Source organism: Streptomyces sp. NPDC054840 (assembly GCF_053611065.1).
Map to the genome: position 1 here is coordinate 1 of NZ_JBSGZP010000980.1, position 2,032 is coordinate 2,032.

A 2,032-nucleotide genomic window follows, 5' to 3' on the forward strand; every position below is an offset into this window, starting at 1 on the left:
CCCTCGCCGTGCTGCTCGCACTGTGGCGGCTCGGGCTGCGCGGGGCCGTACTGGACCCGGGGGCCGGGCCCGACGTGCTGCGGGCCCGCCTCGCGCTGGCCCGGCCCGCGCTGGTGCTGGCCGACGCGGCCGCGCAGGCGGTGGCGGGCTGGGCCCGGCCGCTGGCCCGCCGGGCGCGCCTGGCGCTGCCGGACCTGGCCGAACTGGGGCCGGTGGCCACGGTCGGGCCCCGGCTGCCGGGCTGCGCGCCCTCGCTGGACCTGGGCGCGCCCCGCCATGGTGTGCCCGCGTCCGGCGCCGATCTGGACGGGGACGCCGACGCGGTGATCGTGTTCACCTCCGGGACCACCTCCGTGCCGCGGGCAGTCGTCCACACCCGGGCGAGCCTGGCCGCCGGCATGACCACCGTACGCGCCCTCTTCGACGCGCACGGGGACCGGCCTGTGCTCGGCGGTACCTTCTTCGTCCTCGTCCCCGCGCTGGCGCGCGGCGCCGCCGTAGCCCTCCCGGCGGCCGACCCCCGGGTGCTGGCCCGCCAGTTGCACCGGCTGCGGCCCGAGGACACCTATCTGACCCCGCCCCGGCTGCGGGACGCTCTGGGCGCGGGCGCCCGGTTCCACGGCCGGGTGTGGACGGGCTCGGCCCCGGCCGGCGCCGGTCTGCTGGAGCGGGTACGCGCGGCGGGCGCGGCCGAGGCCTGGGGGGTGTACGCGCTGACCGAACTGTTCCCGGCCGCCGCGGTCGAGGGGCGGGAGAAGTCCGCCTTCGAGGAGGCCGGGGAGCGCGGGGACCTGGTCGGGGCGCCGCTGCCCGGCGTACGCGCCGAGCGGGACGGGAGCGGGCAGCTGCTGCTGTCCGGCCCCGCCGCCCGCCATCGCTACCTCGGGGAGGAGCCCGACCCGTGGGTGCGAACGGGCGACCGGGCGCGCCTGGACGGTGCGGGCCGCATCGTCCTCGAAGGCAGGAGCAAGGACATGGTGCTGCGCCGGGCGGAGAACATCTACCCGGGGCTGTACGAGCCCGCCCTGCACGTGCCGGGGGTGGAGCTGGCCGTGCTCGTCGGGATCCCGGCGGGCGACGGCGACGAACGGCTCGTCGCCGTCGTCCAGCCGCGGCGCGGTACGGACGAACAGGCGCTGCGCGCCGCCCTGTCGGAGCCGGTCCGGCGGATGGGCACGGCCCGGCCCGACGCCCTGCTGCTCGCGCGGATCCCGCTGTCGGGGCGTTCACGCAAACCGGACCGGGCGGCGACGGCCGCGCTGGCGGCGCGCCGGCTGGAGGTGTCCGGCCGATGAACACCGTCTCCCAGGCACGCGCCCGGCGGCGGGACCGCCGGGTCTATCTGCGCGGCCGTCCGCTGCTCTTCGGGCTGCTCGCCGCGACCCGCGGGCGGCCGGTGCGCCGGCTCGGCCGGACCCTGCTGGTTCACGGCCCGGCGGCCTACCGGGACGCCCTGACCCGGCTGCCGCTCGACCGGACGGCGGCCGGCACGACGGGCGCCGCCGCGCGGTCCGCCCTGGGCGACGGCGGGGGCGGGGGTGTGCTGTTCGACCAGGAGGGCGCCGGGCACCGGGCTGACCGGCGGGGCCTCGCCGGTTCTCTGGGCGGGGCCGGGGTCGAGGATCTCCGCTCGCTCTGGCGGCCGTTGCTCGTACGCCGGCTCGCGCCGCTGGACCGGGGCGGCGAGGTGGACCTCGTCGACCTGGCGCGGGAGCTGTCCGGGTCGGTGGTGTGCGCCCTGCTGGGGTCCGGCGCGGACCCGCGGGCGGTCGCGGAGGCCGCCGCGGAGGCCGCCGCTGCCTCCGTGCGCAGCCATCTGCCGGGGCCGCGGAGCCCGCGCGCCGAGGCCGCCGCGGCCCGCGCCGCCGACCGGCTCCGACTGCTCCTGGGGTCCGCGGGCGAGGCCCTGCCGGCGATGGTGGCGGTGGCCGCCGTCAACACCACCGTCGCCGCACTGCCCCGGGCGGACGCCTGGTGCGCCGACCCGGGGCGGTGGGAGCAGGCGACGGACGAGGCCGTGCGGCCCGAGCTC

Annotated in this window: 1 protein-coding gene and 1 pseudogene; both read left to right on the forward strand. The window is 79.9% G+C overall.

The annotated features are described in order from the left end of the window. The coding region (locus ACWGIU_RS36625) for an AMP-binding protein (protein ID WP_453712396.1) at nt 1–1,295 on the forward strand (1,295 nt) is incomplete at its 5' end. Continuing rightward, nucleotides 1,292–2,032: pseudogene (locus tag ACWGIU_RS36630) on the forward strand (cytochrome P450); the annotation flags it as partial. The gene ACWGIU_RS36625 and the pseudogene ACWGIU_RS36630, both read left to right, overlap by 4 nt.